Consider the following 24,251-nt stretch of genomic DNA (forward strand, 5'->3'; position numbering starts at 1 on the left):
AGCGCTGGCCTGCTGGTTTTCCGCGTCGATTGCAGGGTATGTCGAGCCGTGTGTACGTTCGAAAACAGTGTAATAGCATATTCGAAAGGGTGATCGACACAATGCACGCCTCCACGGTCGTCGACAACTATGCGACCCGCAACGGCGACAAATGCACAAAAATTGCGCGGCACGATCCAGTGGTGTGGCGACCCGAATATCCCGGTCCACTCACCGCTCCCGATTTGGTCCGCTACGAGGACAAAGGCTTCCACAACATCCACGATGCGCTGAGCGTCAGCGAGATCGCGAGTTGCTACAACGAGATCAGCCGCCTGGCTAATTCCGTTGATTTGCAAGATGATCCGCGCATCGTTCGCGAGAAGTCGTCCGGCGAGGTGCGCACGATCTTCGACGTGCACCTCCTCAGCGAAGTGGTCGCGTCCATCGCGCGGCGGCCGGATTTCCTTGCGCTGGCCCGCCAAATTCTGGGCACCAATGCGTATATCCATCAGAGTCGGCTGAATTTCAAACCTGGATTTACCGGCGGCCCTTTCTATTGGCACTCGGATTTCGAAACCTGGCATGCCGAAGACGGAATGCCGACACCTCGCGCAGTGAGTATTTCCTTGGCATTGACGCCGAATTACGAGGTGAACGGTGGTTTGATGATATTGCCGGGATCACACCGAACCTTCGTCGCCTGCGCAGGCGAAACGCCGTCGGACTACTACAAGCAATCGCTGGTCAACGACATTCCGGAGACCGGGACACCGGATCACGCAACCTTGACGTCGATGGCCGACGAGTTCGGTATCGAGCAGATGGTCGGGCCCGCCGGCTCGGCGACGCTTTTCGATTCCAACTGCATGCACGGGTCCAACGGCAACATCACGCCGTACGCGCGCTCCAACCTGTTCATCGTCTTCAACAGCGTGGACAACAGCCTCGAGGAACCGTTCTCGGCGCCATCGTCGCGGCCGGAATTCCTGGCCAAACACGATTTCACGGCGCTGCAGCCAGCGTTTTAGTCCGAGGGTTCCGGTACTATCGAACGCATGTTCGCAGTACATCAAGCCTCGTTGTTCGACGTACCACTGTTAGACGACGCGACCGACGGCCTGGCAATCGGCGCGCTCGACGGCTCGGTCCAACGAACGGTGCTGGAGCACGGGGCGTGGGTCGATCACCGTCCAGGCTGGTTCACGGGCTCCGACCAGCTGTTCACCGAGCTACTGGACTCGGTTCCGTGGCGGTCCGAACGCCGCGCGATGTACGACCGCGTCGTCGACGTGCCCAGGTTGCAGTGTTTCTTTCGCGACGGTGAGGAGCTGCCGAGCCCACATCTGGTGACCGCCCGCCGCGACCTGGACCGTTACTACTTCGACGAGCTCCGTGAGCCGTTCACCACCGCCGGGCTCTGCTACTACCGCGACGGCGCCGACAGCGTCGCGTGGCATGGCGACAACATCGGCCGGAGCCGAACGCAGGACACCATGGTGGCGATCCTCTCGCTCGGCGATGCGCGTCCACTACTGCTCCGACCCCGTGGTGGCGGTGCTTCGCTACGGTTTTCGGTCGGGCACGGCGACCTGCTGGTGATGGGCGGATCCTGTCAGCGGACGTGGGAGCACGCGGTTCCCAAGTCCAGTCGGCCGGTCGGACCGCGGATCAGCGTGCAGTTTCGACCGCACGACGTGCGCTGACCGCGTCCGCCAACCGATCCAACTGGGCCGCGGTGGTGGTCCAATCGAGGCAGGCATCGGTGATGGATTTGCCGTAGACGAGTTCGTCGGATTTGCCGAGCGTCAAATCTTGGCGACCCGCCTCGATGAAACTCTCCAGCATCACGCCGACGATGTTGTCGTCACCCGCTGCGATCCGGTCGGCAAGCTCGTCGACGACGATCACCTGGCGGTTGTGATCCTTACTGCTGTTGCCGTGGCTGGCGTCGATCACTACGCGCTCGGGCAGTCCGGCCTTGGCGAGCCGGGCCATCGTGTCGGCGACCGTGGCCGCGTCGTAGTTGGGGCCCGAGCTGCCGCCGCGCAGGATCACGTGGCAGTCCGGATTGCCCGTCGTGCGGATCAGCGCGGAACGACCGTCGAGGTCCGTGCCCGGGAATACATGGCTGGCACCCGCAGCGCGGGCGCCGTCGACCGCCACCTGCACGTCGCCGTCGGTGCCGTTCTTGATGCCGACCGGCATGGACAGCGCGCTGCTGAGCTGGCGGTGCACCTGGCTCGCGGCCGTGCGCGCGCCGATGGCGCCGTAACTGACCAGGTCGGCGATGTACTGCGGGGTGATCGGGTCGAGGAACTCGCACGCGACCGGCAAACCCTTCGCCGAAATATCAACCAGCAGTTGACGTCCCAGGCCGAGTCCGGTGTTCACATCGAAGGTGCCGTCGAGGTGCGGATCGTTGATCAGGCCCTTCCAGCCCAGCGTGGTGCGCGGCTTCTCGAAGTACACGCGCATCACGATGTGCAGACGGTCGTCGAGTTCGGCAGCCTTCGCGGCGAGCCGATCGGCGTAGTCGAGGGCAGCGGCAGTGTCGTGCACCGAGCACGGTCCGACGATCACCATCAGCCGATCGTCGCCACCGTCGAGCACCTCGACGGTGGCCTTGCGGCCTGCACGGACGATGTCGAGCGCAGCGTCGCTGGGCGCATGGGTACGGCGAACGTCCATCGGCGACAGCAGCGGGCTGACGCTGATGGTCCGCTGATTGTCCAGATCGGTAGCCGTGGGTTGATCCAAAGCAGATTGTTCCAAAGCGGTGCTCACAAGGGGTTTCCTTTTCTCAGGCCGACCCGCAAGAAGTGAGATACCCAGCGAGCCGGTTGGTTCCGGCTCGGGGTGAAGAAGTCAGCGCAGGTTCACGCAGACCGACCCACCCGGGGCCGGAGAGCTAAACCAGAAATACGTGCGCTGCATGGCGACGACTGTACCAGCCGCCTCCGCGCACCCCAGTTTCGCTCCGCACACCCCGAATTCCGGTGCGCGGGTCGTAACTCGAGTGCGAGAGGTCAGATCCGAGCACGACCGCGGGCAATAGCCCGGTCGAACCGGCGACGCAGGTCCTGCGGTTCGTCGAGATCCGACCAGGTCCATCGGACCATCTCCCACCCCGCGTCGCGGAGCGCATCTTCACGTCGTTTCTCCTCGAAGACGGCATCACCGGCCGTTCGGCCGGGACGAAGAAGCCGCCCGTACTTGATCCGTCCATCGAATTCACCGAGGACGCCGAACTCAGGAAAGCTGAAGTCGGCACGCCCCAGTAGCAGGCCATCGGCTGAAAAGACCTGATGCTGCAGCTCCGGTGTAGGCAAACCGATGCGACTGAGCAGCACTCGACTTCGTGATTCGCCTACGCTCTCGCTTCGTCCGTCGAGAAAAGCACACACCCGACGGGCAGCGGGGAGCCCGGGCCACCCGCTCATAGTGGCGATCACCGCGGCAGGGTCGATGCCGTAGTAGGTGCGCACGGCTGCGTCACCGATCACCACTGACTGCTCGAAATCCTCGGTTCGACCGACATCGACTACGGTGCGTTGCGGCGAGGTCACCGTCAGGTCGCCGATCGTCGTGCAGTCCGCGGCATCGAGCGGCGACGCGTGCAAGTGCCGAGCCTGGGTTATGCGGCCGCCACTGCTCGATGCGCGCGTGAGGTGGACTCGCCGCAGGTCGACGTTCCACAGCGGCAGGCCCAAGAGGGCCGCGGCCGATACGTGACTGATCGCGATATTCGCGTTGTGTGCGGCGGCAGTCGACCTGATTCGCAGCAGATAGCGATCTTGGGCAGACAATTCCGCGAAACCGGCGCCCGCCGCATAGGTTCCGGGCCGAACGCGCACCAGCGCACCCGACTTGCATTGCCGACCCAACTCGTCGTCGGTGTGTCCCTCTGCCAAGGCTTTCTGCCGTCGAATCAGTTCCATACGTGAATCCTGCTGGGCCCAGTCCTCCGCAACAGGCCACACATTCGGATTGTGGATGGATCAAGGGCTGTGCAGAAGTACGGGTCACCCGTACTACTGCTCATGCACGGGGATTTTTGGATGCGTGAGCAGGAAAGGGAGTGCGTCGCCAATTTATATTGCACACAACCTAGTTGTGCGCTACATTGAGTCCATGGCCAACGACCTCGCACTCGACAAGCAGCTGTGCTTTGCGCTGTATGCCGCGTCGCGGGCTACGACTGCCGTTTATCGCCCCATCCTGGACCGGCTTGGACTCACCTATCCGCAATATCTGGTGATGCTGGTGCTCTGGGAGCGCGATGGCCGTGGCGTCAGCGAAATCTGCGCCGAACTTGCTCTCGATACCGGGACACTGTCGCCGCTGCTCAAGCGACTCGGCGCCCTGGGCCTGGTGGAACGACGCCGACTCGCAGCCGATGAGCGGCGCGTCGAAATTGTCCTGACCCAGGCAGGCAAGGAACTGAAGGCCGAGGCAAACGCGATTCCGCGCACAATCCTCGACGCCACCCAAATGTCCGACGAGGAACTTGCCGCACTGCGCAAAGTCCTTGTGCGGCTGTCCGATTCACTGCACTCGTACTCAACGGAGGAAACCCTGTGAAGATTCTCTACACGGCAGAAGCACTCGCAACCGGCGGCGGTCGCGACGGGCACGCTCGCAGCACCGACGGCAAGATCGACGTCGAACTCGCGACGCCGAAGGAAATGGGCGGCAACGGGCAGGGCACCAACCCCGAGCAGCTTTTCGCCGCAGGCTATGCCGCGTGCTTCCACTCGGCACTACGACTGGTCGGCCAGCGCGACAAGGCCAACGTCAACGACTCCGCCGTCGGCGCCAAGGTCGGCATCGGCCCCAACGACGCCGGTGGCTTCGGCCTCGAGGTCACCCTCGAAGTGTCGCTGCCTCACCTCTCCCGCGAGGAAGCACAGGCGCTGGCCGACAAGGCCCATCAGGTGTGCCCGTACTCCAACGCGACCCGCGGCAACATCGACGTGACGGTCACCGTCGCGGAGGACTGACCCTCAGAAGGAGTAGCTCACTCCGGTGAGCTGCTCCGAGAGCGCCCACAACTTGCCGGCCATCTCGACGTCCCGCGACTTCTTGTTCGACTTGTTGGTCGTCGGGTGGCCGCGCAGGTTGCCGAGCCCGTCGGGCCCGATGAACTGCCCGCCTTCGGCGGCAGGCGATGTGGCCGCGTACAGCTCCGGTAGCGCGCCCATCTCGGCTTTCTGCGCAATCACCTTGTTGCCGATGGCCATCACCCGATCCATGATCGATTCGGTGTGCGACTGCAAGTTGGTTGCCGCGTAACCCGGATGTGCCGCAAGCGATTTGACCGGCGATCCCGCAGCCTCCAGCCGCCGCTGCAGTTCGTACGCGAACAGCAGATTGGCCAACTTCGATTGACCGTAGGCGGTCCAACTCTCGTAACGACGATGCTCGTAGTTGAGGTCGTCGATGCCGATCGAGCCGATCGCGTGCACGCCGCTCGACATCGTGACGACTCGATCCGCAATGCGATCGAGCAGTAGGCCGGTCAGCGCGAAATGCCCGAGATGGTTTGTGCCGATTTGCATCTCGAAGCCGTCGGCGGTCTTGCGCTTCGGTACCGCCATCACGCCGGCGTTGTTGATCAGCACGTCGACCTTGTCGACGGCAGCCGCGAACGACCGCACCGACGACAGGTCCGCGAGATCGAGTTCGCGCACTTCGGCACCGTCGCCGATGGTGTCCGCAACCGCCTTGCCCTTCGTGGTGTTGCGGCACGCCAACACCACGTGCGCGTTCTTTCGGACGAGCGCACGTGCGGCCATCTCACCGAGACCGCTGTTCGCGCCGGTGACGATGACGGTTCGCCCCGCCTGATCGGGGATGTCCTGCTCGGTCCAGTGCGACGACGTGGCGTTTGCGGTCATCAGCGAAGTCTAGCGAGCAGTGCCTCGCCGCTCTACGTCAATAATTAGCCTAGCCTTGGCAAACTCAGGTAAGGCTATGCAAAGATAAAGCTCTACGTTCACCCGAGGAGTCAGAGTGAGAACACGTACAACAAACACCCGCGGCGTCCGGCGGTGCGCCCTTGCCCTGCTGGCAACCGTCGCCGTACTCGCGCCCGCCGCCTGCGGAAGTGACAGCACCGACGCCAAACAAGAGTCCACGGAGACGGTGTCGATCAAGCACTCGCTCGGGACGACGAACATCGAGGGCACGCCGCAACGGGTCGTCACGATCGGTAGCCAGTGGCTCGACGCGGCTCAGGCTTTGGGTGTCAAGCCGGTCGGCTACGTCGACACCGTCTCGGCCATGAGCGGCGGTACCCCCGCCCCTTGGGAGCCTGCATCGCTGAAGGAATCGAAGGCGCTTGACGCACAGGGCGATCTGGTCGAGCAGGTAGCGGCTCTGAACCCGGATCTGATCCTGGTGCCGGGCTTCCTCGTCGACCAGGCCACCTACGACAAGCTCACCAAGCTCGCGCCGACCATCGCCAACGTCGGTTCCGGCGCCGTGGAGGCGTGGGACCAGCAGGTCGACGTGCTGGGCAAGGTGCTGCACAAGCCCGACGAGGCGAAAAAGGTGGTGGACGACGTCAACGGCAAGATCGAAGCCGTCGGCACGCGCTACCCCGGCCTGAAGGGCAAGAGCTTCCTGACGTCCTTCCTGTCGACGCCGACGCAGCTAATGGTTCTCGCGGATCCGAAGGACGGATCGAGCACGATCTTCACCCGACTCGGCATGGTCGCACCGCAGAACCTGGTCGATCAGGCCGCTGCGACCGGTGGTCGTCTCGCGCTCTCGCCCGAGCGGGTCGGCGACCTGACGTCGGATCTTCTGGTCGCAACCGCGGCTCCCGGTATGGAGGAGACGTTCAAGCAGCTCCCCGGCTACGCAACGCTGCCCGCAGTGCAGAAGAACAGCGTCGCGTTCCTCGACATCGCATCCGGCTCCGGCCTGAACACGCCGAGCGCGCTGTCTGTGCCGTACCTGCTCGACAAGCTCGACCCGGCATTCGCCAACGCGGCGAAGTAGTCGAACTACACAGACGGCGGTGGCGCTCGCATCGCGCGGGCGCCACCGCTTGCGTTCGTCAGACGTACGCAGATCGTGCTGATTAAGAATGATTACGAGGAACGCATAGCTGCACCCCTCCTGACGTTGGGATATCCTTCGCGCCGTGACGCTCGATACCGGTTCTGCCTTTGCCGGATTTACGATCGACCGGCTTCTCGGAACTGGCAGTATGGGAGCGGTCTACTTAGTCACGCGTCCAGGTCGGTCCGAGCCAGAAGCTCTCAAACTTCTGGACGGCGGTGACGTCGACAGTTCGGTTTTTCGTGCTCGCTTCGAACGTGAAGCCGATCTGGCACGGCGAATCGGCCATCCGAACATCGTTCCCGTGCTCGACCGCGGCGCCGACCACGATCAGCTTTGGTTGGCGACCGAATACATCGATGGGCCCGACGCTTCTCGACTGACCGGAACCGAACTCTCCCCGCAGCGTGCGGTTGCCATCATCGCCGACGCGGCGCGGGGCATCGACTACGCGCATTCGCGCGGCCTGCTGCATCGCGACATCAAGCCTGCGAACATTCTGATCGGCGACGATCGCGCCTTGGTCACCGACTTCGGCATTGCGCATTCGATGGACGACGCGCGCTACGCCCACGGTGGCGAGACCCCCGCCGCCCTCGCGTACACGGCACCGGAACAGCTGGAGGGGCACGCCGTCGATCACCGCGCCGACGTGTACGCGCTCGGCTGCGTGCTATACGAATTACTCACCGACACAGTGCCTTTCCCTCGGTGGAATCCGCTCGCGATGGTGAACGCGCACATGACCGAGCCACCACCGCATCCCACCGACATGGTCTCGACTCTGCCTCCCGCCATGAACGACGTAATCGTCCGGGCCTTGGCGAAGTATCCGTCCGAGCGTTTCAACAGCTGTACCGAACTTGCCGATGCTGCTGCGGCGGCGTTGCGCGAGAACGACTCTCCGGACGTCGACTTCGGTTCGCCGGAGCCGCCCCACTCTCGGCGACCGATAGTGCTGGCGTTGATCGCAGCAGTTGCGATTGTCGCGATTGCCGCAGGCGTCGTCTTCGCGACCCGGCCACCCAGCGGTGAGCAACCAGCCGCAGCGCAGCCGACGTCGAGTCAAGCCACGCAAGGTGCCGCAGCTCCGGCCTTCACGGCCACGAATCAACGCGTGCAAGGCCGTACCGGCGTTGGGAGTTACGACGTCACGATCCCTCAGGTCGCCGGCCAGAATGCAGCAGCCGCAACAGCATTCAATGACGCCATCCGATCGTCGTTGAAGAATCAGGCAGGTGTCGCGGCTCCGGCACAGTTCACGTTGTCCGGAAATCGCAGCTCGGTCGTGCACGCCAGTGACCACGTGATCAGCGGATTGCTGCTGACAGACTGGAATTCCGCAGGGGCGCAGCCCACTTCGCTGATCGCGACGACCGTGATCGATGCCGATACGGCCAAGCCGATCACGCTCGACAGTCTGTTTACGAACACTTACGCAGGCCTGCAGCGGCTTTCCGCGCGCGCAGCCGAACTGCTCCCGGCAACGAAGGCGGGTACGGGCTTCCTGCGAGCCGGGATCGCCCCCACAACACCCAACTTCACCAACTGGCTGGCAACGCCCGCGGGGATGTCGATACGTTTCGACCAAGGACAAGTTGCCTCGCCCGACAGCGGTTTGATCGACATCACGATTCCGTGGTCGGTTCTCGCCGACGTGATGGATCCTGCGTTGGTCCCTATCGTGAGCAGCTGACGTGCGCGTATTGATCACCGGTGGAACGGGATTCGTCGGCGCATGGAGCGCGAAGGCGATCGCCGACGCGGGTCACGATGTGCGATTCTTCGTCCGCAACCCTCATCGGCTGACCACCAGCGCTGCGAAGATCGGCGTCGACACCAGCGACTACGCGATAGGTGACATCACCGATCGCGCGTCGGTCATCACCGCACTCGATGGGTGCGATGCAGTCCTGCACGCTGCCGCCCTCGTCGCGACCGACACGAAACACGCCGAGCAGATGCTGGCTACCAATATCGAAGGCGCACGCAATGTTCTGGGCACTGCAGCACGGCTGGGCCTCGACCCGATCATCCACGTTTCGAGCTTCAGCGCACTGTTCACGCCGGACCTGGACATGCTCACGACCGACCTGCCGGTGATCGGCGGCAAGGACGCGTACGGCCAGTCGAAGGCGCAGGTCGAGCTGTACGCGCGGGGGATGCAGGACGGTGGAGCACCGGTGAACATCACCTATCCGGGGATGGTGCTCGGCCCACCCGCGGGAGATCAGTTCGGCGAGGCTGCCGAAGGGGTGCAGGCGGCATTGCAGATGGGCCTGCTCCCCGGGCGAAATGCGGCGTGGACATTGGTCGACGTGCGCGATCTCGCGGCTGTGCATCTGGGGCTGATCGAACGCGGCAAAGGCGCACGGCGATACATGGCGGGTGGCACACGCGTGCCCTTGCCCGAGCTCGCGAGCATGCTCGGTGACGCCAGTGGCAAAGCGCTGCACGTACTTCCGGTGCCGGACACTGTTCTCCGGGGTGTCGGCAAGCTGGTCGATCAGTTCGATCGGTTCCTGCCGTTCGACACCCCGATCACCGAAGCCGCCATGCAGTACTACACGCAGATGCCGCCTGCCGACGACAGTCCCAGCGAACGCGAGCTCGGCGTCACCTATCGCGATCCGCGAGAAACCCTGGCGGACACGGTGGCCGGGTTGCGCGCGGTCGGCAGGCTCTGACTTCCGACCGCGCGACCGTCACGCGGCGTCTCTCGGCAACCCCAACATTCGCTCGCCGATCACGTTGAGCTGCACCTCCGTGGTGCCGCCGTAGATCGTGGTCGCCCGACCTGCGATCAACTGTTCCATCGCTTTGTCGCTCGGCTGCCCTGGAATGCTCACTGCCCCTGCGGCTCCGAGTTCCGCGACCACGAACTCGGCGATCGATTGACCCAACTGCATGCCCAGGAGTTTGCCCACGCTCGACGTGGTGCCCACGTCGATTCCGGAAAGCTGCTTCAACACGACCCGCGCACCGATCACGTCGATCGCCTGACTCTCGGCGACCAACTCGCCCAATCGATGTCGTGCCATCGGCGACAGGTCGCGTCCCTGCGCGAATTGCAGCAGGTCCTTGTCCGTCGCATATGCTTCCATCTTCTGGCTCAGCGCAACCCGTTCTCCCGCAAGGGTTGTCCGAGCGACGTTCCAGCCGTCGTCGACCTCGCCGACCACGTTCTCGTCGGGTATGAACACCTCGTCGAGGAATACCTCGTTGAAGAGAGCCGATCCAGTCATCTCTCGCAACGGCCGCACCGTGACACCCGGTGTCGACATGTCCAGGACGAAATACGTGATCCCCTGGTGCTTCGGCTTGCTCGTATCCGTCCGCGCGATGAGCATGGCCCAGTCCGCGAACTGCGCGACCGTCGTCCAGATCTTCTGCCCGGTGACCTTCCAACCGCCGTCCACCTTCTCCGCCTTGGTGGTCAGCGACGCCAGATCCGAACCCGCGCCGGGCTCGCTGAACAGCTGGCACCACACCAGCTCACCCTGCAACGTCGGCACCGCTAGGTCCCGCTTCTGCTGTTCGGTGCCGTGTGCCACGACGGCCTGTACCGCCCAGCCACCCATCAGCAGCTGCGGCATCGCAATGCCCGCTGTCTTCACCTCTTGGGCGATGACGATCTGCTCCAACGGAGATGCACTGCGCCCGTATGGCTTCGGCAGGTGCGGCTGTACCCACCCGCCGTCGCCCAATGCGATCAGCTGATCGTCCTCGTCCAGTTCGACGAGCGGTGCAAGCTCGGCGGCGACCTGTGTCCGGAGCGCGGCGGCCTCGTCGGGAAGCTCCAACTCCGACGCCCTCGTGACGCCTGCCAACGCGCGGTCGGCAACCCGGCCCGCCCGCTCCTCCCTGGTACCGAGGACACTCCGAATTGCCAGCGCACGCCGGTAGTACAGATGCGCATCGTGCTCCCACGTGAAGCCGATCCCGCCGTGCACCTGAATGCAGTCCTGCGCGCACTCGACGGCGGCGTCGGGCACGATGACGGCCGCGATGTCCGCCGCGTAATCCGCTGTCGCGTCGCCCTTGTCGATGGCACTGGCGGCGTCCCAGAGCACCGCACGCGCCTGTTCCAACGCGATGCCCATCCTGGCGCACTTGTGCTTGACACCCTGGAACTGGCCGATCGGGCGGCCGAACTGAATGCGCGTCTTCGCGTACTCGGCTGCCGTGGAAACACACCACGACATGACGCCGATAGCCTCGGCGCCGAGCACGACGGCCGCGATCGACCGGATCCGCTCTTCCGCAATGGAATCCAAAAGTCGATCCGCGCCGACATGCACATCGTCGACATCGATACGCGCGGAACGACGCAGCAGGTCGATGCTGTCCTGCGCAGTGGTGCGCACGTCGGACTTCTCGACGACCAGCCATCGGACATCGCCGTCCACCCGCACGGGCAGAAGCAGCACGTCGGCATGCTCGCCGCCGATGACGGCGTCGGTCGCTCCCGAGACTCGATAACCGTCCTCGTCTCGTGTTGCGTTCAGCGGATCACCGAGAGCTACTGCGCCGGTGCGGCTTCCGTCGATCAGCGCGGGTAGCACCTCGATGCCGATCTTGGTATCCGCGGCAGCCAACACGGCGATCGTCAGCGCGGTCGGCACGAACGGGCCGGGCGCAACGGTTCGGCCCAACGCCTCCAGCGCTACGGCCAGCGTCAGCAAACCCGCGTCGCTGCCGCCCTGCTCGGCAGGCGCGTGCAGGCCGAGCAGATCTTGACCGGCCAATGCCGACCAGAACGGCGGCAGCTTCGCTTCGACGCGCGCTTCCAGCGCCTCGCGTACCTGTGCAGTGGTGATGGTTCGTTCTGCGAATGCGCGCACAGATTCTGCGAGGGCAACGTGTTCGTCGGTGAGGCCGAGCCCCAACTCGTATGTGGAACGGGACATGCGCCTCACCCCAACTTGTCGGTGAGATCGGCGACGGTCCACGGACCGTCGCTCTCGATGGTGCTGACATCGTGCCAACCCGCGAGTTCGGTGATGCCGCCGCCTTGAACGGCGAAGACCTTGCCGGTGAGCTTGCAGTCCGGACCCGCCAGATACGCGACCAACGGCGAAATGTTGGACGGTGCGAACGCGTCGAACTCGCCCTCGGGAACCTCGGCGGCGAACAACGCCCCCATCCCCGGTGTCGCCAAGGTCAAGCGCGTCCGCGCGATCGGCGCGATGGCGTTGACCCGCACACCGTATCGTTCCAGTTCGTCAGCCGCGACCAGGGTCAGCGCTGCGATACCCGCCTTGGCCGCGCCGTAATTGGCCTGGCCCGCATTGGGCATGAAGGTGCCCGATGCCGACGCCGTGTTGATCACAGCGGCGTTGACGTCCACACCTGCCTTGGACTGCGCCTTCCAATATGCGGCGGCATGGTGCAGCGTTGCCGCGTGCCCTTTGAGGTGAACGGCGATCACCGAATCCCACTGCGCCTCATCGATGCCGGCAATGAAGGCGTCGCGCAGAATGCCCGCATTGTTGACCAGGATGTCCAGGCGTCCGAAATCTGCGACCGCCTGATCGACGACACGCCTGGCACCGTCCCACGTTGCGATGTTGTCCGTGTTCGCAGCTGCCGCGCCACCTGCCGCGAGGATCTCGTCGACGACCTGCTGCGCAGGCCCTGCGTCGGCACCGGTGCCGTCGTTGGCACCGCCGAGATCGTTGACGACGACGCTGGCGCCCTCTTTCGCGAACAGCAACGCATGTTCGCGGCCGATTCCGCGTCCGGCACCGGTGACGATTGCTACTCGTCCGTCCAAAATTCCCATCAGTGCGTACTCCCATTCGCGATGACGGCAAGGCCGTCCTTCATGACAAGTTGATCGCCGACGAGGGTCTCGAATGCGTATGACGTTGCCCCGTCGACCGATTCGGGCTGCCGCCAGAACCGGGTGTCGATCTGCTGTTCCGGCAGCACCGGTTTCGCGAAGCGGACTGCGAGTCGACGTAGCCGCTCCACTTTTCCGTCCGCCAGTTCGGTGAGCGCGGCCCACGATGTGAACGCCATGGTGCAGAGACCGTGGTTGATGATGCCGGGTAGACCGGACATTCGTGCGATCTCGTCGTCGAGATGAATCGGCATCGGATCGCCCGACGCCGGCGAATATCGGAACGTCTGGTCCTTGTCGATTTGCGCTGCGACTTCGACGTCCGGTTTCGCGACCCGTAGAGCGTCGATGAAGCGGTGCCCAGGAGCGGTTTCACCTGTCCCCGCTCCCGCGTCCACCTTGCGAAAGAAGGCGGTCATCCACTGCTCGTTGACCAGTTCGCCTTTGTCCGTTCGTGTTTCGGCGTACAAGACAACGGACGTGCCGTTCTCGCGGCCGGCGAATCCGATCGGCTTCGATTTGGCGATCAGGACGTCGCCCGGATAGATCGGGCGGTGGAAATGAAAGTCCTGCTCGCCGTGTACCAACTTCATCAGCAGCTCGACCGGCGCCACCGACAACGCGGCAGGCGCAATCGCCGTGAACACCGGGACGACCGCGAAGACCGGCGGCGCGATCTCACCGTTGCGATGGCGCTCGATCGGATCGTTGGTGGCCGCTGCATATTCGGCGATGCGCTCCGCGGTGACCTCGAAACGCTCTTCGTCGGTCCAGACGCCGATGCCTGAAGTATCGAATTCCACCGTGGCAGTCGTCATCAGCCGACCAGCTGCGCAAACTTCGCGAGGGACTCCTCGAGGTCGCCCTTGGCGTTCTTCGCAACCGCCTTGCCGATCGGACCGACGATCATGGTGCCGGTGAAGCTGGCGTCGATGGTCGCGGTGGAACCGGTGCCCTCGGGGGCAACGGACAACACGAACTCGACGGTGACGCCGGCCATGCCGGTACCGCTGATCTTCACCATCGTGGGTGCTTCCACCTCGACGACGGTCCACTCGATCTTGTTCGCCATCCCCATCACGGAGACGACCTCGGTGAACTTGGAGTCCAGTGTGACCGGCGAGGGGACTTCGCTCTTCCAGCCCTGGTGAATGGTCAGCCACTCTTCCCAGCGGTTGAGGTCGGACAGGGCGTCCCAGGACTTCTCGGGCGACGAGGGCAGGGTGGCGGTGACGGAAACTGAAGCCATGATGAATCTCCTTGTGTTGTGATCGGTGTGTGCGAGAACTGTCAGCGTTCGGCGGGCTTGTACGCAGTGATGACCACCGCGCCGCCGAGCCCGATATTGTGTTGCAGCGCAACGCGTGCGCCGTCGACCTGCCGCTTGTCCGCGGTGCCGCGGAGCTGCCACGTGAGCTCGCTGCACTGGGCAAGCCCGGTGGCGCCGAGCGGGTGACCCTTCGAGATCAGCCCACCCGAGGGATTCACCACCCAGCGTCCGCCGTACGTGGTTTCGTCGTTGTCGACCAACTTTCCGCCGTCACCCTCCGGACACAGGCCGAGTGCCTCGTAGGTGAGCAGTTCGTTGGCTGAGAAGCAGTCGTGCAGCTCGATCACGTCGACGTCCTCGGCCGTGATGCCTGCCTGCTCGTAGACCTTCGCCGCTGCGGTGCGCGTCATGTCGGCGCCGACCAGGCTGATGGCACTCCGATCGGCGAATGTGCTCGCAAGGTCGGTAACCATTGCCTGGCCGACGATTTCGACGGCTTGGCCTGCAAGTCCGTGCTTGTCGACGAACGCCTCGCTCGCCAGCACGGCCGCACCGGAGCCGTCGGACGTCGGCGAGCACTGCAGCTTCGTCAGGGGCCCGTAGATCCGCTTCGAGTCCAGGACTTCGTCAAGGGTGTACGGATCCTGGAACTGCGCGTACGGATTGTTCATCGAGTGCTTGTGGTTCTTCACACCGATCTTGGCGAACTGCTCCGCGGTGGTGCCGTATCGCTCCATGTGTTCCTTGCCTGCGGCACCGAACATGTAGGGAGCGGGTGGCATTGCGAATTCCTGCAGTTCGGCGAGGGCGAGCAGATGGCGCATCATCGGCTGCTCGCGGTCGTCGAACGTCGACCCCAGCGAACCCTTCTGCATCTTCTCGAAGCCGAGCGCCAACGCGCAGTCGGCCTGGCCGCTCTTGACCGCCTGCGCAGCAAGATAGAGCGCGGTGGATCCCGTCGAGCAATTGTTGTTGACATTGACGATCGGGATGCCCGTGAGCCCCAGCTCGTACACGGCACGCTGCCCGGACGTCGACTCACCGTAGACGTACCCCACATAGGCCTGCTCGATTGCCGCGTAGTCGATTCCGGCGTCTTCGAGCGCTTTGGTGCCCGCCTCGCGAGCCATGTCCGGGTAGTCCCACTCCCGCGATCCGGGCTTCTCGAATTTGGTCATTCCGACGCCGACAACGAAGACCCTGTTGGCCATGGACACTCCTGATTCGATCCGGCAGAGACTGCCTGTGACAAGTTGTCACATTAAAGTAAGTGAGACAGTCTGTCCGAGTCAATAGCGTAGAGTGCTCAGGATGTCGGAGACAGCCGTAGACGCAGGTCGGAGCAGCAACACCGATGGTCGAACGACGCGGTGGGACGATCACAAGGCCGCAAGAAAAGATCGGATACTCGAGGCGGCGATCGATGCGATCAACGATGGCGGCACCGATGTCCCCGTGCAGGAGATCGCCGATCGAGCAGGCCTACCGCGCTCGGTGATCTACCGAATCTTCAAGGACCGCACCGATCTGGACGAACATCTACGCGCTCGAATCGTCGATCGACTGATGGCCGAAGTGACACCTGCCCTGACACCGCGCGGCACTGTCGGCGAATCGATTGCACGCGCCGTGAAGACGTATGTGGGCTGGATTGTCGACTATCCGCGCCTGCACCAATTTCTGGGCATGGGCTCCGCGAGTCGACGCACTACCGGTTCCCGCGTCGTCACCGGCACCAAAACTGCGGTCGGTGCCGGTCTTGCGCGGCTCTTCGATGCCATGTTGGCCGACCGCCCCCAGCACGCCGAGGTCGGCGAGGCGTTGGCATTCGCACTGCTCGGCCTCGTCGATGCAACGGTCAACCGCTGGCTCAGCAGCGCGCGGCCCCGACTGAGTTCGGGCGGCCTCGCGTCGTTCCTCGAGACGTCGATCTGGCAGGTGCTGGAGGGAACGCTCCGCGATGCCGGGATTCCCGTCGAGAAGACGACGCCGATCGTCGACTTGCTCTAGTTGAGCGCACCGTTGTAATCGGGGAGCTTGAACGTCTGCTCAGCATGACCGCCCGCCAGATCCGTTGCGCTGTTACCGATGTTGGCGACGATGGTGTAGCCCAGCGCCTCGATCGCGGTCCGCTCGGCGGTCTTGTACTTCTGCAGGTTCGCGATGTCCTGCAGATCGGTCAGGTAGAGACCGTCGACGGGGTACCCGACCGCCAGGAGGTTCGATCGGCTCACCTCACGCAGGACCTCCGGCCGTCCCGTCACGAAGAACACCGCTGCACCGTTTGTCTTGGCCGCCTTCGCGACAGCGAGTGACGGCTGCAGCGCGGGGATGCGGGTCACGTGGAAGTGGTACTGCGTCTCCAGCGTGGTGTTGTCGATATCGAAGACCACCGCGGGCTTGGTGACCTGCGGTGCGCGCTGTTCGACGAATTCTTTTGCCTGTGCCGCAACGGGAGTCACGTCGGCGATCCACGCGTCGTACGACGGCAGCGGCGCCAACGCGATCGGCTGCGCGGCGGCCGTACCTCCCGACGATGCCGCGAGGGCAATCCCGGTCACGACGACGGCAACGGCGGCAGACAGTCTGTGCATCACGTATCCAAACCTAGCCGGTACCGCTTACAAGTCCTGCAATTCGAGGCGAACACCCAGCAGCCGGACCGGCCGATCCAACTCGAAGCGATCGAGCACCGCGAGGGCTCCGTGGACAACCACATCGACATCGGTGGTCGCGGCGGCGAGCTTGCTGATCTTGGTCCTCGTGAAGAACGACGCGGTTCGCACCGTCACCGCAACCCGTTCGACGACGCGACCGGCGCCGATCACCTCCTCGGCGACGTCACGCGCCAGCTCCGCTACGCGCGCGTCGATGTCTGCGCGGTCGGTCAGGTCGTCGGCGAAGGTCGTGGACTTGCTACGTCCACGCGCGACGCGAGGTTCGGTGACGAGGGTCGTGTCGCCCTCGCCGCGGCCTATCCGACTCAGCCACGGACCGGTGGTGGGGCCGAACAGCTGGGCAAGGTCGTGTGGATCCGCAGCTGCGAGCTCGGCAACAGTAGTCATGGCGTGCTCGGCGAGCTTCTTCGACGTCTTCGCGCCGATCCCCCACAGCTCGTGCGTCGGTCGATCGCCGAGCACCGTCATCCAGTCGTCGGCGGTGAGGCGATGGATCCCACCGGGCTTGGCGAATCCGGTCGCCATCTTCGCGCGCAGCTTGTTGTCGCCGACGCCCACCGCACACGACAAGCGGGTATCGGCAAGCACTTTCGCACGGATATCGACGGCCAGCGCTTCCGGATCGGCGACGTCCGCACCGACGAACGCCTCGTCCCACCCCCACACCTCGACCGGAAACCCGAAGCCGCGCAGCGAGTCCATCACCTCCGCGGACGCTGCTTCGTAAACTGGGCGATCGCTCGGAAGGAAGGCCGCATCGGGGCACTTCTTCAGCGCCGCCCGCAACGGCATCCCGGCATGAACTCCGAATGCGCGCGCCTCGTACGACGCACTCGCCACCACCATCCGACGCTGCGTCGGATCACCCGACCCGCCGACGACGACGGGCGTGCCGATCAGCTCAGGGTTGCGGCGCTTCTCGACTGCGGCCAGGAACTCGTCGAGGTCGACGTGCAGGATCCACATCCCCCGATTCTCCGTTGATCACGAGCAAATGGTCGACGATCGTCGCCGATCTGCCACCTCTTGCTCGTGATCAGCGAGGGGGTGCGGACACAAAAATGCCCCGGAACGTGTGCCGGGGCATTTTTGTGTGGAAGAGGGTCAGAAGCGACGGGCTGCGTAGAACGGCATCGAGTCGAGCGGCGCGTACTTGACGGGCTGGCCGGCGGTCGACGCGTGGACGATCTTGCCGTCGCCTGCGTAGAGGGCACCGTGGCCGCCACCGTCGTAGAGCACCACATCGCCGGGCTGCAGGTCAGCCTTGGAGATCGGCACGCCGGACTGAGCCAATTCGTAGGTGGTGCGCGGGACGGAGACACCGGCCTGCTTGTAGGACCACTGGATCAGGCCCGAGCAGTCGAATGCGTACGGTCCCGAAGCGCCCCAGACGTACTGGGCGCCGACCTTGGTCTTCGCGGCGTCGAGCGCGCGCTGACCATCGGTCTGGACGAGGGGGTTGGCCGGCGGAGCAAAGGAGGGCAGCTGCGGCGGCGCGGGCAGCGCAGGCAACGCGGGAAGTGCAGGCATGGCCGGCAAGTCGGGAACATCGAAGTGACCGATGCCGGGAACGTCGATCGTCTGGGCCATTGCGGGTGCTGCTGGAACCGCTACCGCTCCCACCGTCACCGCACCCAGGACGAGAGCGCCACGCATAGAGCTCGTCAGGTTGGAATCGCGCTTCTGCCTATGTTTCGCCACCGGAACAGATATCTCCTTCTTCCAATCAATTCGCCGACCGAGTTAGCTGACGGGTTCGGACTGGGAAGTGCAGTCCTACCCCTTTCAGGCCGCAAGCGACCCTCAAAGGGGATTCACCCCAACGAAACTGGGTTCCCGGTTCGGTTCTCCGAGGAGTTCCGATTAGGCGATGCCACGTGATGCCGAACCGGGTGGATCGGCAGCTGTTCACTAGGTCACAGGAAGGTTACGGAGTTCTCAGGCCCATGTCCAGCCGAACCGCCCACTTCGTGTCGCATTCCTCGTTGCACCCTCAAATCTCCAGAACTATATTCGGTTCATGCAGGTTCGAGATCGGTTGATTCTCGCGGCGGAGCAGCAGTTTGCCGACAAGGGAGCGCTCGACGCGCGCCTGTCCGACATTCGCGGCGAGGTCGGTGTCAGCGTCGGCGCGCTCTATCACCATTTCCCCGACAAAACAGCGCTCTACCACGGTGTTTGGGACCACGCGCTGACCGATTACCAGGTCGCGTTCTGGGCCGCCGTTCGCGATCACGAGACTGCCGAAGGGGGCATAAGAGCAGGCGTCGAGGCGCACCTTCAGTGGGTGACCGACCACCCCGCACGGGCCACGATCCTGACCGGAACACGTCCCAAAAATTCGTTACACGGCGATTCGGACAATCGCGACTTCTTCCGAAAAGTGGTCACGTTTTGGCGTACACACGCCGCTTACGGGTCACTACGAGGTCTCGATTTCGACATCGCCTACACACTGTGGCTCGGACCCGCACAGGAATACTCGCGGCTCTGGCTGGCGGGCGCCGTCGAGAAGCCACCGTCCGCAGTCGCCCCTGCGCTCGCAGACGCTGCGTGGCGAGCGGTTCAACGGCCCCGCCGACGAGGAGGTCTTCGATGACTCTCACGCTCGCCCAGGCCGCCGCAGTGCTTGCGGCACAGCCGTTCAGCTCGCTGATCGGGGCGCGAATCACCGCGTTCGACTCCGGTAGCGCCACCCTGGAGATTCCGATCCGCGACGAACTGCGTCAACAGTTCGGACTGGTCCACGGCGGTGTCCTCGCCTACGCAGCAGACAACGCCTTGACCTTCGCGGGCGGCTCGATACTCGGACCTAACGTCCTGACGGCCGGATTCACCATCACCTACCTCCGCGCGGCCGACGGCGAGCGGTTGCGTGCCGAAGCGACCGTGACGACGGCAACGGCACGTCAGGCGCTCTGCCGCTGCGAGATCTATTCCGAAGCGCAGGGCCGCGACCCGATCCTGTGCGCGGCGGCGCAGGGTACGACGCGACTGGTGCAGCCGTCGTAAAGTTTGTATGGACAGGTATCACCGACGGGGCAGCGCAAGGAGCCGAAAGGTGTCACACGCAGCAGAGCCGTACGCACAGCAGCTTGCCCCTCTGACCGCCGACAATCCGACGTTCGCGGCGGCATGGCCGGTCCGTGCAGGTGATGTGGATCCGGACAACCGGCTGAGGTTGGACGGCGTCGCCAGATATCTACAGGACATCGCGTGGGAAAACCTGCAGGCGACGTTTTTCAAGGACACCGATCCGATGTGGATCGTGCGGCGAACCGTGATCGATGTCGTCTCGCCCATCGTCTGGCCCGACACAGTGGAGCTGCATCGGTGGTGCTCGGCGATGTCGACCCGGTGGACCGACATGCGGGTGCGGATGACGAGCGCCAACGGCGGCCTCGTCGAAACCATGGGCTTCTGGATCAACATCAGCGCATCCACAGGAATGCCGACGCGCATCAGCGACAAGGCACTCGCGTATCTGTCCGAGAGCACCAACGAGCAGCGGCTGCGCTGGCGGCCCTGGCTCACCGAACCCGGGCCGCCGGAATCGGAGTCGGACAAGGCCTTCCATCTGCGTGCCACCGATATCGACCAGTACAACCACGTGAACAACGCCGCCTACTGGCACGCCGTCGAGGAGCAGTTGGTCGATCTGCCCAAGTTGGTGGCCGTTCCCCACCGCGCGACCATCGAGTACATATCCCCTGTTTTGGCCAACGAGCACGTGATGGTGCGTGGCCGCTTCGACGACACGGAGATTCCGACGCTCAAGCTGTGGTTCGTCGTCGACGGCGAAGTGCGGACCGCTGTGCGGGTGCATCAGCTCGATCCGAGCGAATAGCTACCCAGGCCCGCACCGCTGACCGACACGTTCGACGGATTAGAGTGAAGTCATCTGTCTGTATCGGAGATGAGCCGTGAGACTGAGCGACATTGCCGGCAACGACCCGGACAAATTGGCGATCGTGATGGCCGACGGAAGTCGCGCCGTCACGTTCGCCGAACTCGACGCACGAACGCGGCGCCTTGCAGATTTTTTCGCGGCGCGAGGTCTCCGCCGGGCCGATCACATCGCCATCCTGATGGGCAATCGACCCGAGTTCCTAGAAGTATGTCTGGCCGCACAGCGCAGCGGGCTGTACTACACACCGGTCAACTGGCACCTCACCGAAGGCGAGGCCGCGTACGTCACCGACGACTGCGGCGCACAGGTTTTCGTGATCGGCGACGACAACGCCGAGATCGGACGACGCGTGCTCGCGAAATGTCCGACGGTCGCGACGGCGTTGGCGGCCGGCGGCGAGGTGCCCGACTTCTCGTCGTACGACGACGTCGTTGCCGCGGACCGCTCCGGTGGCAGCCACGAAGCGCTGGAGGGCTTCTACTTCTTCTACTCGTCCGGGACAACGGGCAGGCCGAAGGGCATCAAGCCCACACATTCGTTCCCGCCGTACGGAAACGGTATGCCTATCGAGGTGGCGCTCCACCACGGATTCGGCGTCACCGCGGATTCCGTCTACCTATGCCCAGCACCGCTGTATCACGCTGCGCCCCTTGGCTGGTCGCTCGGCGTGCAGCGGATCGGCGGCACGGTTGTCATCATGGAATCGTTCGATCCCGTTGCCTGCCTGGTGGCGATCGAGCGGCACCGCATCACGCATGCGCAGTTCGTGCCGACAATGTTCGTGCGGATGCTCGAGCTGCCTGCCGGGGTGCGCGCCCGATACGACCTGTCGAGCCTTCGCGTCGTCGTTCATGCCGGTGCGCCGTGCCCGGTTCCGGTGAAGCGGCAAATGATCGACTGGCTCGGCCCGGTGTTGATGGAGTACTACGCGGGAAGCGAGGGCGGTGGCATGACCGCCATCAATTCTGCCGACTGGCTTGCCCATCCTGGTTCGGTGGGCAAGCCCAGCGTCGGAACCCTGCACATCGTCGACGATGACGGCAACGAACTGCCTGCAGGCGAGACCGGCAACGTCTACTTCGGCGACACCGAGATGTTCACCTATCACAACGATCCGGAGAAGACGGCTGCGGCACGAAATGCCAAGGGCTGGCAGACATTGGGCGATCTGGGTTACGTCGATGCGGACGGATACCTGTACTTGTCGGATCGCCGCAGCGATCTGATCATCTCGGGTGGCGTGAACATCTATCCGCAAGAAATCGAGAGCGCGCTGATCATGCATCCCGACGTTGCGGACATCGCGGTGATCGGGGTCGATGACGACGAGATGGGCCAGTCGGTGCACGCGGTCGTCCAGCCGCATGAAGGCGTCACCGGTGACGACGAATTGGCCGAAGCCCTACTGGCGCATTGCCGCTCGCAGCTCGCGGGATACAAATGCCCGCGTGCGCTGACGTTCATGGCCGAACTGCCCCGCACTCCAGCGGGCAAACTGCTCCGCCGGAGAGTGCGGGAATCGATCAGCTCTGCTCGAGCTTTGCCTTGACGCCCCCTCGTCAGTCGGTAGCGGATGTATCCACCTGCGCGGCCTAGGGTTGGGCGGTGCTGCACGCGATGGACCCGATCACCTGGAACCCTCGACGAATTGCCATCGGCGGTGTAACCGGGGTGGGCAAGACAACGATGGCTCGGCGCATCGCCGCGATACTCGAACTGCCCTTCACAGAACTGGACTCGCTCTACCACGGACCCGACTGGACTGCGCGAAGCTCGTTCGAGTCAGACGTCGACGCCATCACCAGCGGTTCATCTTGGGTGACCGAATGGCAGTACCGCGTGGTTCGCCCCATGATCCTCACGCGCGCAGACACTCTCGTGTGGCTCGATCTCCCGACGAGCGTCTCCCTTGCGCGCCTCGCTCGTCGCACACTGATCAGACGAGTTCGCCGACAGGAGATCTGGAACGGCAACAAGGAGCCGAAGCTACGGACCATCTTCACCGATCCCGATCACATCCTGCGATGGGGCTATCGCACGCGAAACGACGTGCGGAAGATGATGCCCGATGTCGAGGCGAACTACCAATCTCTGCAGATCGTGCACCTGCGCTCGGCACGCGAGGTCGAGCAGTGGCTGGAGCAGCTCAGCGCCTAATCCCAACTGCCCCAAAAGTTTCAGGAGTTTCTTGTCGGTGGCTCTCGATACAATTCGGGCATGGGGTTAGGGGAGATTCTCGAAGAGATCAGGTCGGTGAGCCGCGAGTCGTGGCAGCTGACCGACGACGCGTTGGCGTCATCACTCCTCGAGGTCTGCTCCGCCATTCATGGTCTCGAAGCGCTGCGGTACCGGTTGATCAGCGACATGAACGAGCGCGGTGCCGTCCCGTCCGGATACACCAGTGTCGCCGCCTGGTTGGCGTGCAGCACCTCTTTGAACACCCGTGAGGCGGTCCGGATCGAACGGCGCGCGGATGCTCTGCGGAGTAGTCCGGAGGTGCAGGCAGCGTACGAAGCCGACGACATCTGCGCCGATCACGCCGCGATGATCATTTCGTTCATGGAACGACCCCCGGCCGCGATGCCTGCCGAGGCGGCACCCGCCGCCCTGAAGTTCCTCGTCGACGCCGCGAAAGATCGGGACACCCGGGTGCTGCGCGGTGCGATCGCGAAACTGAAGCAAGTCTTCGAAACCGATGATCCGCCACCCGCCGAGGATGTCGATCGCAACGAATTCTTCGCCTCCCCCACCAGCAACGGGCGGGTCGTGCTCAAGGGTGATGTCGATGCCGAAACCGGGGAAATGCTGCTCTCCGCCCTGTCGCCGTTGTCGAAACCGCGACCCGACTCCGATGCCGAACCCGACCGACGCACCCCAGCCCAACGCCGCGCGGACGCGTTGACCGAGGTGCTGCGCCGCTACCACGATGCTGCGTGCGGGCCAGAGGAAGGCAACGAGCGCCCGCACCTGCACGTCCATATCAATGCCCAGGATCTCGTCGAAAAGCCGCCAGCGGATCGTGGCGCCTACGAGGAGATGTTCGCCGCCACCGATGTCGGCTGGATGCCCTGGATGGGGCCCCTGTCCGTCGATACGGTGCGTCGGTTGGCGTGTGACTGCACCCTGTCCCCGATTTTGTTGGACGAGAACGGCACCCCGATCGATTTGGGTCGAACTACCAAGGTGATTTCCCGAAAGTTGCGGCGGGCGTTGGTTGCTCGGGATCACGGCTGCGCGTTTCCGGGCTGCGGGCGGCCCCCGTCGTGGTGCGACGGGCATCATGTCAAGCATTGGGCGGATGGCGGACCGACGGATTTGGATAATCTGGTCCTGCTCTGCCGGTTTCATCACCGGATGATTCATCACAGCGGCTGGGACGTGATCATCGGCGACGACCGGCACCCCTGGTTCATCCCACCCGTGCAACGCGACCGATTCCGAGAACCCATACCCGCCAACAACCGCGGGACACCCGTCCGCGTCTGACAACTACACACA

The 24,251-nt window shown here is 64.0% G+C and carries 25 protein-coding genes and 1 riboswitch; of the genes, 14 read left to right on the forward strand and 11 right to left on the reverse strand.

Going from position 1 to position 24,251, the window contains the following annotated elements; all coding sequences use genetic code 11:
* The first annotated feature begins 101 nt into the window (after nucleotides 1-101).
* Together thpD and FOY51_RS20290 are read left to right on the forward strand one after the other, a co-directional pair.
* A complete protein-coding gene (gene thpD / locus FOY51_RS20285; RefSeq protein WP_149432124.1) occupies nucleotides 102-1,010 on the forward strand; it encodes an ectoine hydroxylase in 909 nt (302 codons plus the stop codon).
* Nucleotides 1,011-1,037: 27 nt separating this feature from the next.
* Complete coding sequence (locus tag FOY51_RS20290; protein ID WP_149432067.1) at nucleotides 1,038-1,685, forward strand: alpha-ketoglutarate-dependent dioxygenase AlkB; 648 nt, start codon at nucleotides 1,038-1,040, stop codon at nucleotides 1,683-1,685.
* On the opposite strand, the gene FOY51_RS20295 is transcribed toward FOY51_RS20290, so the two are convergent.
* Both FOY51_RS20295 and FOY51_RS20300 read right to left on the reverse strand, forming a co-directional pair.
* Nucleotides 1,651-2,670 (reverse strand): 3-deoxy-7-phosphoheptulonate synthase, encoded by a 1,020-nt coding sequence (locus tag FOY51_RS20295; protein WP_235916560.1) that lies wholly within the window; start codon nucleotides 2,668-2,670, stop codon nucleotides 1,651-1,653. The genes FOY51_RS20290 and FOY51_RS20295 overlap by 35 nt on opposite strands.
* Nucleotides 2,671-3,008: 338 nt before the next feature.
* Nucleotides 3,009-3,920, reverse strand: a complete 912-nt coding sequence (locus FOY51_RS20300) for a hypothetical protein (protein WP_149432068.1) — start codon at nucleotides 3,918-3,920, stop codon at nucleotides 3,009-3,011.
* 193 nt (nucleotides 3,921-4,113) lie between these two features.
* On the opposite strand from FOY51_RS20300, the gene FOY51_RS20305 reads away from it, so the two are divergent.
* Nucleotides 4,114-4,563 (forward strand): MarR family winged helix-turn-helix transcriptional regulator, encoded by a 450-nt coding sequence (locus FOY51_RS20305; protein WP_149432069.1) that lies wholly within the window; start codon nucleotides 4,114-4,116, stop codon nucleotides 4,561-4,563.
* Nucleotides 4,560-4,982 carry an organic hydroperoxide resistance protein gene (locus tag FOY51_RS20310; protein WP_149432070.1) on the forward strand — a complete coding sequence of 141 codons (423 nt, stop codon included), beginning with the start codon at nucleotides 4,560-4,562 and terminating at the stop codon, nucleotides 4,980-4,982. Before FOY51_RS20305 ends, FOY51_RS20310 begins: the two co-directional genes overlap by 4 nt.
* 3 nt (nucleotides 4,983-4,985) lie before the next feature.
* On the opposite strand, the gene FOY51_RS20315 is transcribed toward FOY51_RS20310, so the two are convergent.
* On the reverse strand, nucleotides 4,986-5,879 hold the full coding sequence (locus FOY51_RS20315; RefSeq protein WP_149432071.1) for an oxidoreductase: 894 nt from the start codon (nucleotides 5,877-5,879) through the stop codon (nucleotides 4,986-4,988).
* 115 nt (nucleotides 5,880-5,994) lie between these two features.
* Between FOY51_RS20315 and FOY51_RS20320 the strand changes: the two genes are divergently transcribed.
* The 3 genes from FOY51_RS20320 to FOY51_RS20330 all read left to right on the forward strand — a co-directional run bounded on the left by FOY51_RS20320 (nucleotide 5,995) and on the right by FOY51_RS20330 (nucleotide 9,737).
* On the forward strand, nucleotides 5,995-6,987 hold the full coding sequence (locus FOY51_RS20320) for an ABC transporter substrate-binding protein (RefSeq protein ID WP_149432072.1): 993 nt from the start codon (nucleotides 5,995-5,997) through the stop codon (nucleotides 6,985-6,987).
* A 145-nt stretch (nucleotides 6,988-7,132) separates the two neighbouring features.
* Nucleotides 7,133-8,746, forward strand: a complete 1,614-nt coding sequence (locus tag FOY51_RS20325) for a serine/threonine-protein kinase (protein WP_149432073.1) — start codon at nucleotides 7,133-7,135, stop codon at nucleotides 8,744-8,746.
* Between the two features lies 1 nt (nucleotide 8,747).
* Nucleotides 8,748-9,737 carry an NAD-dependent epimerase/dehydratase family protein gene (locus FOY51_RS20330; RefSeq protein ID WP_149432074.1) on the forward strand — a complete coding sequence of 330 codons (990 nt, stop codon included), beginning with the start codon at nucleotides 8,748-8,750 and terminating at the stop codon, nucleotides 9,735-9,737.
* Between the two features lie 18 nt (nucleotides 9,738-9,755).
* Here FOY51_RS20330 and FOY51_RS20335 read toward each other — a convergent pair whose 3' ends face one another.
* The 5 genes from FOY51_RS20335 to FOY51_RS20355 are packed head-to-tail and all read right to left on the reverse strand — an operon-like array spanning nucleotide 9,756 to nucleotide 15,376.
* Complete coding sequence (locus FOY51_RS20335) at nucleotides 9,756-11,960, reverse strand: acyl-CoA dehydrogenase family protein (protein WP_149432075.1); 2,205 nt, start codon at nucleotides 11,958-11,960, stop codon at nucleotides 9,756-9,758.
* Between the two features lie 5 nt (nucleotides 11,961-11,965).
* Nucleotides 11,966-12,835, reverse strand: a complete 870-nt coding sequence (locus FOY51_RS20340) for an SDR family oxidoreductase (RefSeq protein ID WP_149432076.1) — start codon at nucleotides 12,833-12,835, stop codon at nucleotides 11,966-11,968.
* On the reverse strand, nucleotides 12,835-13,713 hold the full coding sequence (locus tag FOY51_RS20345; RefSeq protein ID WP_149432077.1) for a MaoC/PaaZ C-terminal domain-containing protein: 879 nt from the start codon (nucleotides 13,711-13,713) through the stop codon (nucleotides 12,835-12,837). Before FOY51_RS20345 ends, FOY51_RS20340 begins: the two co-directional genes overlap by 1 nt.
* The gene (locus tag FOY51_RS20350; RefSeq protein WP_149432078.1) at nucleotides 13,713-14,144 is read right to left on the reverse strand and encodes a type II toxin-antitoxin system Rv0910 family toxin; all 432 of its coding nucleotides are present in this window, start codon (nucleotides 14,142-14,144) and stop codon (nucleotides 13,713-13,715) included. The genes FOY51_RS20345 and FOY51_RS20350 overlap by 1 nt, the downstream gene beginning before the upstream one ends.
* A gap of 41 nt (nucleotides 14,145-14,185) precedes the next feature.
* Nucleotides 14,186-15,376, reverse strand: a complete 1,191-nt coding sequence (locus tag FOY51_RS20355; protein WP_149432079.1) for a lipid-transfer protein — start codon at nucleotides 15,374-15,376, stop codon at nucleotides 14,186-14,188.
* Between the two features lie 100 nt (nucleotides 15,377-15,476).
* Between FOY51_RS20355 and FOY51_RS20360 the strand changes: the two genes are divergently transcribed.
* Entirely contained in the window at nucleotides 15,477-16,175 is a 699-nt protein-coding gene (locus FOY51_RS20360) for a TetR/AcrR family transcriptional regulator (protein ID WP_149432080.1), read from the forward strand.
* Here the strand turns inward: FOY51_RS20360 and FOY51_RS20365 are convergent.
* The 3 genes from FOY51_RS20365 to FOY51_RS20375 all read right to left on the reverse strand — a co-directional run bounded on the left by FOY51_RS20365 (nucleotide 16,172) and on the right by FOY51_RS20375 (nucleotide 18,499).
* The gene (locus FOY51_RS20365; RefSeq protein WP_149432081.1) at nucleotides 16,172-16,759 is read right to left on the reverse strand and encodes an HAD family acid phosphatase; all 588 of its coding nucleotides are present in this window, start codon (nucleotides 16,757-16,759) and stop codon (nucleotides 16,172-16,174) included. The two genes, FOY51_RS20360 and FOY51_RS20365, sit on opposite strands and share 4 nt — an antisense overlap.
* Before the next feature lie 27 nt (nucleotides 16,760-16,786).
* Nucleotides 16,787-17,809, reverse strand: coding sequence for a DNA polymerase IV (locus FOY51_RS20370; RefSeq protein ID WP_149432082.1), 1,023 nt, complete (start codon nucleotides 17,807-17,809; stop codon nucleotides 16,787-16,789).
* 138 nt (nucleotides 17,810-17,947) lie between these two features.
* Entirely contained in the window at nucleotides 17,948-18,499 is a 552-nt protein-coding gene (locus FOY51_RS20375) for a C40 family peptidase (protein WP_149432126.1), read from the reverse strand.
* 62 nt (nucleotides 18,500-18,561) lie between these two features.
* Nucleotides 18,562-18,723, reverse strand: a riboswitch (cyclic di-AMP (ydaO/yuaA leader).
* 140 nt (nucleotides 18,724-18,863) lie between these two features.
* Between FOY51_RS20375 and FOY51_RS20380 the strand changes: the two genes are divergently transcribed.
* The 6 genes from FOY51_RS20380 (at nucleotide 18,864) to FOY51_RS20405 (ending at nucleotide 24,239) form a co-directional block, all read left to right on the forward strand.
* On the forward strand, nucleotides 18,864-19,442 hold the full coding sequence (locus FOY51_RS20380; RefSeq protein ID WP_149432083.1) for a TetR/AcrR family transcriptional regulator: 579 nt from the start codon (nucleotides 18,864-18,866) through the stop codon (nucleotides 19,440-19,442).
* A complete protein-coding gene (locus tag FOY51_RS20385; RefSeq protein ID WP_149432084.1) occupies nucleotides 19,439-19,855 on the forward strand; it encodes a PaaI family thioesterase in 417 nt (138 codons plus the stop codon). Before FOY51_RS20380 ends, FOY51_RS20385 begins: the two co-directional genes overlap by 4 nt.
* A gap of 49 nt (nucleotides 19,856-19,904) precedes the next feature.
* Entirely contained in the window at nucleotides 19,905-20,690 is a 786-nt protein-coding gene (locus FOY51_RS20390) for an acyl-[acyl-carrier-protein] thioesterase (RefSeq protein ID WP_235916553.1), read from the forward strand.
* Between the two features lie 76 nt (nucleotides 20,691-20,766).
* A complete protein-coding gene (locus FOY51_RS20395; protein WP_149432086.1) occupies nucleotides 20,767-22,302 on the forward strand; it encodes an acyl-CoA synthetase in 1,536 nt (511 codons plus the stop codon).
* Nucleotides 22,303-22,358: 56 nt separating this feature from the next.
* Complete coding sequence (locus FOY51_RS20400) at nucleotides 22,359-22,910, forward strand: P-loop NTPase family protein (protein WP_235916554.1); 552 nt, start codon at nucleotides 22,359-22,361, stop codon at nucleotides 22,908-22,910.
* A 60-nt stretch (nucleotides 22,911-22,970) separates the two neighbouring features.
* Nucleotides 22,971-24,239, forward strand: coding sequence for an HNH endonuclease signature motif containing protein (locus FOY51_RS20405; RefSeq protein ID WP_149432087.1), 1,269 nt, complete (start codon nucleotides 22,971-22,973; stop codon nucleotides 24,237-24,239).
* The last annotated feature ends 12 nt before the right edge of the window (nucleotides 24,240-24,251 follow it).

The sequence above is a fragment of the Antrihabitans cavernicola genome (genome assembly GCF_008297975.1).
In the GTDB taxonomy this organism is placed as follows: Bacteria; Actinomycetota; Actinomycetes; order Mycobacteriales; family Mycobacteriaceae; genus Antrihabitans; species Antrihabitans cavernicola.

Bases quoted from the DNA above. Each gene is read 5' to 3' on its own strand.
- thpD (WP_149432124.1), top strand. From the start codon at position 102: ATGCACGCCTCCACGGTCGTCGACAACTATGCGACCCGCAACGGCGAC.
- FOY51_RS20290 (WP_149432067.1), top strand. From the start codon at position 1,038: ATGTTCGCAGTACATCAAGCCTCGTTGTTCGACGTACCACTGTTAGAC.
- FOY51_RS20295 (WP_235916560.1), bottom strand. From the start codon at position 2,670: ATGGACGTTCGCCGTACCCATGCGCCCAGCGACGCTGCGCTCGACATC.
- FOY51_RS20300 (WP_149432068.1), bottom strand. From the start codon at position 3,920: ATGGAACTGATTCGACGGCAGAAAGCCTTGGCAGAGGGACACACCGAC.
- FOY51_RS20305 (WP_149432069.1), top strand. From the start codon at position 4,114: ATGGCCAACGACCTCGCACTCGACAAGCAGCTGTGCTTTGCGCTGTAT.
- FOY51_RS20315 (WP_149432071.1), bottom strand. From the start codon at position 5,879: ATGACCGCAAACGCCACGTCGTCGCACTGGACCGAGCAGGACATCCCC.
- FOY51_RS20335 (WP_149432075.1), bottom strand. From the start codon at position 11,960: ATGTCCCGTTCCACATACGAGTTGGGGCTCGGCCTCACCGACGAACAC.
- FOY51_RS20340 (WP_149432076.1), bottom strand. From the start codon at position 12,835: ATGGGAATTTTGGACGGACGAGTAGCAATCGTCACCGGTGCCGGACGC.
- FOY51_RS20345 (WP_149432077.1), bottom strand. From the start codon at position 13,713: ATGACGACTGCCACGGTGGAATTCGATACTTCAGGCATCGGCGTCTGG.
- FOY51_RS20350 (WP_149432078.1), bottom strand. From the start codon at position 14,144: ATGGCTTCAGTTTCCGTCACCGCCACCCTGCCCTCGTCGCCCGAGAAG.
- FOY51_RS20355 (WP_149432079.1), bottom strand. From the start codon at position 15,376: ATGGCCAACAGGGTCTTCGTTGTCGGCGTCGGAATGACCAAATTCGAG.
- FOY51_RS20360 (WP_149432080.1), top strand. From the start codon at position 15,477: ATGTCGGAGACAGCCGTAGACGCAGGTCGGAGCAGCAACACCGATGGT.
- FOY51_RS20365 (WP_149432081.1), bottom strand. From the start codon at position 16,759: ATGCACAGACTGTCTGCCGCCGTTGCCGTCGTCGTGACCGGGATTGCC.
- FOY51_RS20370 (WP_149432082.1), bottom strand. From the start codon at position 17,809: ATGTGGATCCTGCACGTCGACCTCGACGAGTTCCTGGCCGCAGTCGAG.
- FOY51_RS20375 (WP_149432126.1), bottom strand. From the start codon at position 18,499: ATGCGTGGCGCTCTCGTCCTGGGTGCGGTGACGGTGGGAGCGGTAGCG.
- FOY51_RS20380 (WP_149432083.1), top strand. From the start codon at position 18,864: ATGCAGGTTCGAGATCGGTTGATTCTCGCGGCGGAGCAGCAGTTTGCC.
- FOY51_RS20385 (WP_149432084.1), top strand. From the start codon at position 19,439: ATGACTCTCACGCTCGCCCAGGCCGCCGCAGTGCTTGCGGCACAGCCG.
- FOY51_RS20405 (WP_149432087.1), top strand. From the start codon at position 22,971: ATGGGGTTAGGGGAGATTCTCGAAGAGATCAGGTCGGTGAGCCGCGAG.